Annotated in this window: 1 pseudogene; it reads right to left on the bottom strand. The window is 60.5% G+C overall.

The features are described 5' to 3' along the window. Positions 1 to 125: 125 nt before the first annotated feature. A pseudogene (locus GWC77_RS29925) lies at positions 126 to 347 on the bottom strand (IS3 family transposase); the annotation flags it as partial. Positions 348 to 473: the final 126 nt, after the last annotated feature.

Raw genomic sequence — 473 nt, 5'->3', positions numbered from 1 at the left:
GCCGAACTGCTCAAGCAGCTCGGCGGGAATCGCCGGCAGGTCTACCGGTGGGGTCTTGGGTTTGCGAGGCATATTTTCTCCTGGGGAGCATCATATGCCTTGAACACGAAATTACTGACAGACCCGGCGTGGCTGACCGACTCGTACGCTTTCAGGTAGACCTCTTCGTACTTGATGCTGCGCCACACCCGCTCGACGAACACGTTATCGCGCCAGGCCCCTTTGCCGTCCATCGACAAGCGAACCTGCCGGCCCAGCACGGCATCGGTGAACGCACCCGCCGTGAACTGACTGCCCTGATCGGTGTTCACGATGTCCGGCAACCCGTAGCGGGCAAACGCTTCTTTGGGGGTGACCCGTTTCCGTGGACGGTTAAGCAGTTGAATTTTGGTTCGGCTGATTTCCTCCATGTTGGGCGCTTGCGCGAGTTGTCCACGGTCGGTCGGCGGGTCGCCTATCACGACCACGACGCC

The organism is Paraburkholderia sp. NMBU_R16 (assembly GCF_013282575.1).
Taxonomy (GTDB): domain Bacteria; phylum Pseudomonadota; class Gammaproteobacteria; order Burkholderiales; family Burkholderiaceae; genus Trinickia.
This window is presented reverse-complemented; position numbering and strand designations above follow the sequence as displayed.